The organism is Bradyrhizobium sp. (genome assembly GCF_047605465.1).
Lineage (GTDB): Bacteria > Pseudomonadota > Alphaproteobacteria > Rhizobiales > Xanthobacteraceae > Bradyrhizobium.
In genome coordinates this window covers 61,471-68,354 of record NZ_JASGFS010000034.1, presented here as the reverse complement: position 1 = coordinate 68,354, position 6,884 = coordinate 61,471, and the positions used below count along the sequence as shown (strand labels likewise).

6 protein-coding genes are annotated in these 6,884 nt (G+C 65.4%); 2 read left to right on the top strand and 4 right to left on the bottom strand.

What is annotated here, in order from left to right; genetic code table 11:
- The coding region (locus tag QM712_RS22970) for an alanine dehydrogenase (protein WP_415025425.1) at positions 1–671 on the top strand (671 nt) is incomplete at its 5' end.
- Positions 672–681: 10 nt separating this feature from the next.
- Here QM712_RS22970 and QM712_RS22965 read toward each other — a convergent pair.
- From QM712_RS22965 to QM712_RS22950, 4 genes are read right to left on the bottom strand one after another with little or no spacing between them, the layout of a single operon-like run.
- On the bottom strand, positions 682–1,317 hold the full coding sequence (locus tag QM712_RS22965) for a 2-hydroxychromene-2-carboxylate isomerase (RefSeq protein ID WP_415025424.1): 636 nt from the start codon (positions 1,315–1,317) through the stop codon (positions 682–684).
- Positions 1,318–1,334: 17 nt separating this feature from the next.
- On the bottom strand, positions 1,335–3,245 hold the full coding sequence (locus tag QM712_RS22960; protein ID WP_415025423.1) for a flavin-containing monooxygenase: 1,911 nt from the start codon (positions 3,243–3,245) through the stop codon (positions 1,335–1,337).
- On the bottom strand, positions 3,242–3,889 hold the full coding sequence (locus QM712_RS22955) for a TetR/AcrR family transcriptional regulator (protein WP_415025422.1): 648 nt from the start codon (positions 3,887–3,889) through the stop codon (positions 3,242–3,244). Before QM712_RS22955 ends, QM712_RS22960 begins: the two co-directional genes overlap by 4 nt.
- The gene (locus QM712_RS22950) at positions 3,886–5,379 is read right to left on the bottom strand and encodes an AMP-binding protein (RefSeq protein WP_415025421.1); all 1,494 of its coding nucleotides are present in this window, start codon (positions 5,377–5,379) and stop codon (positions 3,886–3,888) included. The genes QM712_RS22955 and QM712_RS22950 overlap by 4 nt, the downstream gene beginning before the upstream one ends.
- Positions 5,380–5,551: 172 nt before the next feature.
- Here QM712_RS22950 and QM712_RS22945 point away from each other — a divergent pair, with 172 nt between their 5' ends.
- Positions 5,552–6,811, top strand: coding sequence for an ABC transporter substrate-binding protein (locus QM712_RS22945; RefSeq protein ID WP_415025420.1), 1,260 nt, complete (start codon positions 5,552–5,554; stop codon positions 6,809–6,811).
- Positions 6,812–6,884 lie beyond the last annotated feature (73 nt).

The following is a 6,884-nucleotide window of genomic DNA, read 5'->3' as shown; positions in this document are numbered from 1 at the left end:
TCAGGCGTTCGGCCGGTGGCCGCGGGCTGCTGCTGGGCGGCGTGCCCGGCGTGCCGCCGGCCCGCGTCGTCGTGCTCGGTGGAGGCGTGGTGGGCGCGCAGGCGGCGCGCATGGCCGCGGGCCTGGGTGCAGACGTCGTCGTGATCGACCGCTCGATCCCACGGCTCCGCGAACTCGACGACCTGTTCGCCGGACGTGTCCGCACGCGGTTCTCGACCATGGAGTCGGTCGAGGAAGAGGTCTTCGCTGCCGACGTGGTGATCGGAGCGGTCCTGGTGCCGGGCGCCAGCGCGCCGAAACTGGTCACGCGTGCGATGCTGTCCTCGATGCGGCCGGGCGCCGTGCTCGTCGACGTCGCGATCGACCAGGGCGGCTGTTTCGAGACTTCGCGTCCGACCACGCACGCCGATCCGACCTACGAGGTCGACGGCATCGTTCACTATTGCGTCGCCAACATGCCGGGCGCGGTGCCGGTGACGTCGAGCCAAGCGCTGAACAATGCCACGCTGCCGTTCGGATTGATGCTCGCCAACAAGGGCTTTGCCGCGGTACTGGACAATCCCCATTTGCGCGATGGGCTGAACGTGCATCGCGGCCGCATCACCAACATGGCGGTGGCGGAGAGTCTCGGGCTGGAATTTGTGCCGGTGGAGGGCGGACGCGCGGCGTAGAGGCGCGAACCTACGCCGGCTTGCGGTGCCGGCTTCCGAGCGCGGCCTCGATCGTCTCGGGCCTTTCGATGCGTTCGAGCAGCATGTCGATCCGGTCTCCGCCCCAGAACAGCTCGCCGTTGAAGACCATCGTCGGCACGCCGAACACACCGAGTGCTTCGGCCTCGTCGATGATGCGATGGTGCTCGGCGCGCGCCGGGCCGGAGACGTAAGCCTCGAAGGCGCCGGTCGATCCACCGCATCCGACGATGACGCCGGTGATGTCGCCGAGATCGTCGATCTCGAGTTCGTGGCTCCAGAAGCGGCGAAATACCGTGTCATGGTAGGACCGGAAGAAGCCATGGCGTTGGGCGAACAGCATCCCGACGCTGGCATGGAAGGCGTCGTAGATCCGCCGCGGCCCTTTCATGACGAGACCTTGCGCATTGGCATAGCGGCGCGCGTCCATATAGGCGTAGCGGACCTTGCGCCAGAAATGCGGCGTGCGCTCCTCCACCGTTCCCATGAATTCCGCGACGCGCAGCGTGTACGGCAGCCATTCGAGCTCGACGCCGTGCTTATCCTCGAGTTCGAACAGGCGCCTGTTGGCCACGAACGCGTAAGGACTCTTGTAGTCGGTGTAGACGCGAACGACCGGCTTCGGCATGGCGAGCTCCCTCTGGCCTACGCCTGCGTCAGTCGGTACTGCCCGAGATCGGGATCGTGCGTCATGCGCCAGTAGTCGACGAACCGCCAAGGCATCGCGGAGAACACGCGGCCGCTCGAATTGCGGTAGTAGGTCGTCATGCCCGGATGGGTCCAGATCATGGCCTCGTGCTCGGTGTCGACCCTGCGGACGTAATCGTCGAGCACGTCCTGGCGGACGTCGATGGCGGATACGCCGTGCTCGATCATGTCGACGAGACAGGCCGAGATGTAGCGGCTCTGGCACTCCGACTGGAAGATGACGCTGCCGCCATGGGCAGGGCCCGCGTTCGGACCGAGCATGCAGAAGAAATTGGGAAAGTCCGGCACGGTGAGGCCGAGGAAGGCGGTCGGGTTGTCGTTGGCCCAAGCCTCGCGCAAATTCTTGCCGCCGCGGCCGCTGATGTCGAGGCGGGCTGCCATCTGCGTGACCTTGAAGCCGGTCGCGACCACGATGATGTCGGCGGGGCGGTGCTCGCCGTCGGCGGTGACGATGCCGTCGCGGTCGAAATGGTCGATCGGGTCCGTGACCAGCTCGACATTCGCACGGGTCAGCGTCTTGAACCAGTTGTTGTCGAGCAGGATTCGCTTGCCGTAGGGCGGATAGGTCGGCACGCATTTGGCGATCAGGTCGGGGCGGTCCCGAAGCTCGGTGAGGATGAAGTCGGTCAATTCCTGGCGGTGCCGGTCGTTGCCCTTGTTGACGGCTCGCTCCGGATGCGGCCAAGCCGGGTCCTTGCGCAGGAAGGGCAGCAGCCCGTCGCCATAGCGCCAGAACATGTTGAAGCGGTACCACTGCACATAGAAGGGCAGGTGCGCGAGCAGCCAGCGCGCGCCCTCGCTGATCGGATCGGCATATCCCTTCACCGGCCGCGCCCATTGCGCGCTCCGCTGATAGACGGTGACCGAGGCGACGCGGCCGGCGATCGACGGCACAAGCTGCATCGCGGTCGCGCCGGTGCCGATCACGGCGACATGCTTGCCGTCGAGCCTGATGTCGTCCGACCAGTGTGCCGAGTGCAGGATCGTCCCCCCGAAATCCTCCTCGCCCTTGAACTGCGCGCGGGAGGGATCGTTGAGCTGGCCGATGGCCGAGACCAGCACGGTCGATTCGAATGTCTCCTCGCCGCTGGGAGTCCTGAGCGTCGAGATCCAGCGTCGCTTGCTGTCGTCCCAGCGCGACGACGTCAGCTCGGTATTGACGCGAAGATGCTTGCGAATGCCGTGTTCGTCGGCGACTTTCTGCAGATATCCGAGCAATTCCTCGCGCTGGCAAAAGTAGCGCGTCCATTCGTTGTGCGAACTGAAGGAATAGGAATAGGAATGGTTCGGCGTATCCACGCCGCAGCCGGGATAGCGGTTGATCCACCAGGTGCCGCCGAGCTCGGCGTTCTTCTCGACGATGGTGTAGGGAATGCCGAGATGGCCGAGCGTCACGCCGAGGGCAATGGCGCAGACGCCGGCGCCGACGATCAGGACGTGCTGCTCCGAGAGGCTGTCGTCCGCGGGGCGCTCGTGCCAGCGTGCCTCGCGCGGCACGAAGCCCATTTCCTCGCGCATCAGCGGCGCATATTCCGGCGCGACGTTCTCGCCGAGGCAGGCGCGCATCATCTTCAGCAAGTGCTCTTCGCCGGGATCGGCGATCACCGGCTTCGGTTTGCCATCGGCAAAGAGCCTGACGACGGCCGCGCGGATTTCGTCCTGGATGTCCTTCGGCATGCCGGCTTCGGGGTCCGGGATGAGGCGGATGTCGCGTTTGGGCAAATAGGGCGGCTCGAGCCAGCGTTCATCGCCGGTCATGTGAACGAGGACCATCAGGAGACAGCGAATGTCGCCCTCTGCGATCGCCGAGGCGAGGTCGAGCGGCTTACGTGGAGATTCGATGTTCATGGCGTTTCCTGATCTCCGGATGAACTGAACAGCCCGCGTGTCATCAGCTTGCGGTAGGCGGAGATGACGTGGTCGGGCACGGCCGTGACGCCGCCGGCGGAATAGGAGTAGCGGCGGCTGAGATAGCCGCGCGAGCCCATCAGCACGTGGACGATCGCCTCGAACTCCTCGTCGCTGTAGTCCTCGATCGCACCGGCGAGCCGGGCACGGCGCAGGATGCGGACATAGGCGGTCGAAATGTTGTCGAGATGCTTCTGGTAGCCTTTGGGCGCGAAGAACTCCGCCTCATTGAGGATGCGCAGGAATTCCGGCACGTGGCGGATGAAGTCGAAGAAGGCCGAGAACCGCTCGATCTCCTGCCGGGCCGCATCTGCCGTCCCCGTGCGGATGCGGATGAACTCGACCATGTCGAGGCCGATCTTGGGCAGCAGCTGGTCGAGCAGCTCTTGCCGGTTCTCGAAGTGATTGTAGAACGTGCCCTGCGCGACGCCGGCTTGCTCGGTGATGCGGGCGACCGAGGCTTCGGCGTAACCGTGCTTGCCGACGACCTTCGTGGCGGCATCGAAGATCTTCTGCTTGGTCCAGGCATTGCGCTCGACGCGATTGAGCTTCGTTACCTTGGCCGTGGCGTCTGCTTGCGTCATTCAGCGGTCTCCAACTCGGCGCGCAGCACGCGCTTGAGGATCTTGCCCGAGGGGTTGCGCGGCAGGCTGTCGCGGATGATGAGCTGCTTCGGCACCTTGAAGCTCGCGAGCCGCGCGCGGCAATGCTCCGTGAGGGCCCCCAGTTCGAGTGCCGCGCCTTCGGCGAGCACCACGATGGCCACAGGCCGCTCGCCCCAGCGCAGGTCGCGCAAGCCGATGACCGCGACTTCGCGCACCTCCGGCAAATCGTAGATGACGCGCTCGACCTCGGAGGAGGCGATGTTCTCACCGCCGGAGATGATCATGTCCTTCTTGCGGTCGGTCAGGTACAGGAAACCCTCGTCGTCGAGATAGCCGACATCGCCGCTGCGGAACCAGTCGCCGAAGAACGCCGAGGCCGTCTTCGCCGGATCCTTCCAGTAGCCGCGCGTGATCTTCGGCCCGCGCAGACAGATTTCGCCGTCGACGTTCGGCGGCAATGTCTTGCCGTCCTCGTCGCGGATTTCGATCGCCACGTGGGCGATGGCGCGGCCCGTGGAGCCGATCTTCTCGATCTCGCGGCCGGCTTCCATGAAGGTGTCGCCGCCGACGGTCTCGGTGAGCCCGTAGGCGTCGATGTAGCGCGCATTGCGGAAATACTCGGAGAAGGCGCGGATACGGACCTCCGGCGTCTTCTCGCCGCCACCGATCGCCCATTTGAGGCTCGACACGTCGTAGCTGTCGCGCGTGGGGCAGGTGAGCATCGCCGTGGTCATGACAGGGGCGAACCAGGCCGCGTTGAGCTGGTCTTCGGCGATTGCCGCGAGCGTGCTCTCCGGCTCGAAGTTGCGCTGGATGGAGATGAAGCCGCCATGCCAGAGCACGGCGATTCCGGGCAGGTCGAGCGCGCCGACGTGATAGAGCGGCCCGACGACGAGCAGTCGTGTGTCCGCGCCCAGCGAGAGCGCGACCGTCTGGTCGGCCGATTTCCAGTAGAAATTATCGTAGGTGAGCATCACGCCCTTGGGACGATCGGTCGTGCCCGACGTGTACATCAGCCGCATCAGATCGGACGCCTGTCGGTGGTGCATGGCCGCCGGCGGCACGCCACCGGCGAGACGCGTGACGCTCTGCTGCGCGTCTTCGTCGAGCACGACCACGGTTGCGCCGGCCGCGTTCGCGGCCAGTTCCTCATCGACGATCAGCAGCCGCGCGCCGGCATTGCCCGCGATATAGCCGACCTCGTCACGGGAGAGCCGGAAGTTGATGGGCAGGAACACCGCGCCGAGATGGCTGGTGGCGAAGACGAGTTCGAGAAATGCCGCGCTGTTCTTCATCAGCACGGCCACGACGTCGCCGGGGCCGATTCCGCGCGCCGCGAGCCAGCCCGCGACCTTCCGGAGGCGCGCGTCGAAGTCGGTGTAGGAGATCTGCTCGCCGCGATATTTCAGCGCGGGCCGGTCCGGGGTGCGGCGGGCATGAAAGGCGATGAAGCTCGACAGATTGATCATTGCGTGGGTGCCGGGCCGATTCCCGGCCTCGTTTTCTCCCTGATGAATTCTGACTCGTAATTCATCTTTGGCTTGACGTCACCCCCTTACGTCTGAAATCCTCGGGAACACGGAGACGGGACGATCTCCGACAGGGATCAGGACAACGCCGACCCGACAGAGGGAGGGGAGAATGACGAGAACCCGCACGCCGGGCATCAGCCGCCGTTCAACGCTGGCGCTGATGGGGACCGGCGCGATGAGTGTTGCCGCGCCCTGGGTGGCGCGTGCGCAAGCCAAGACCATCAAGGTCGGCATGCCGACGATCCTGTCCGGCCGCGTGGCGCAGCTCGGCACGTCCTCGCGCAATGCGGTGATGCTCGAGGTCGACAAGGTCAACGCCGCAGGCGGTCTTGCCGGACGGCAGATCGAAATGGTGATCCGCGACTCCAAGGGACAGCCGCAGGAGGCCGCGCGCGTAGCCCGCGAACTCGTCAACACCGACGGCTGCGAATGGCTGATCGACGGCGAAGCGTCGTCCGGGTCGTTCGCGGTTCACGAAGTGGCCCGCGATCTCGGTGTGCTCTGCGTCCACACCTGTTCGGAAGCCTCCTCGCTCACGGCCGATCCGAAGCAGCACATCCCCAACGCGTTCCGCTGCGTGCGGCAGGGCATCCACGACTCCATCGTCGGCGGCAGCTATGCGGCCTCGATCGCCAAGGCCAAGGGCCTGAAGAAATGGGCGACCTGCTCACCGGACTATGCCTATGGCCGCGACACGACCGGCGAGTTCGCGCTCTACCTGAAGCGCTTCGCCCCCGACGTCGAGATCATCAGCGAGGCCTGGCCGAAACTGTTCCAGCCCGACTACACCGAGGTGGTGACGAAGATCCTGCAGGCGAAGCCGCAGGCGCTCTACTCCTGCCTCTGGGGCGGGGATCTCACCTCATGGATCGATCAGGCCAACATCTACGCGATGTTCGGCCAGATGGAGGTGTTCGCGGTCAACATGGCCGACTACACCGCGCTCACCGTGGTGAAGAACCTGCCCAAGGGCATCCACTCCGGCAACCGCTACATCAAGACGTTTCCGGCCACGCCGGAGAACGCCGCCTGGGGCGATGCCTACAAGGCCAAGTACAACGAATATCCGACCAACTGGTCGTGGCAGAACGCCGCCGCGGTCATGTTCTTGGCCGAGGCCGCCAAGAAAGCGAACTCGACCGACGGCAAGAAGCTCGCGGAAGTCTTGAAGGGTCTCACCATCAAGTGCCCGTTCGGCGCCGACGGCACCGTGACGATGCGCGGCGACGACCACACCCTGGTCGGCTACGCCATCGGCTGGGGCACGACGATCCCGCAGGAACCTTACGTTCCCGAAGTCAAGGCCGGCGACTGGAAGACGATCTTCGAGCTCGAGGCCGAGTGGAAGAAGAGCAAGGGCTACACCTGATCCGTCAGGAGGCGGAGACGGATGTCCGTCTTCGCCGTCGACGTCTGGCTTTCCGCGCCCGGCCGGGCGCACG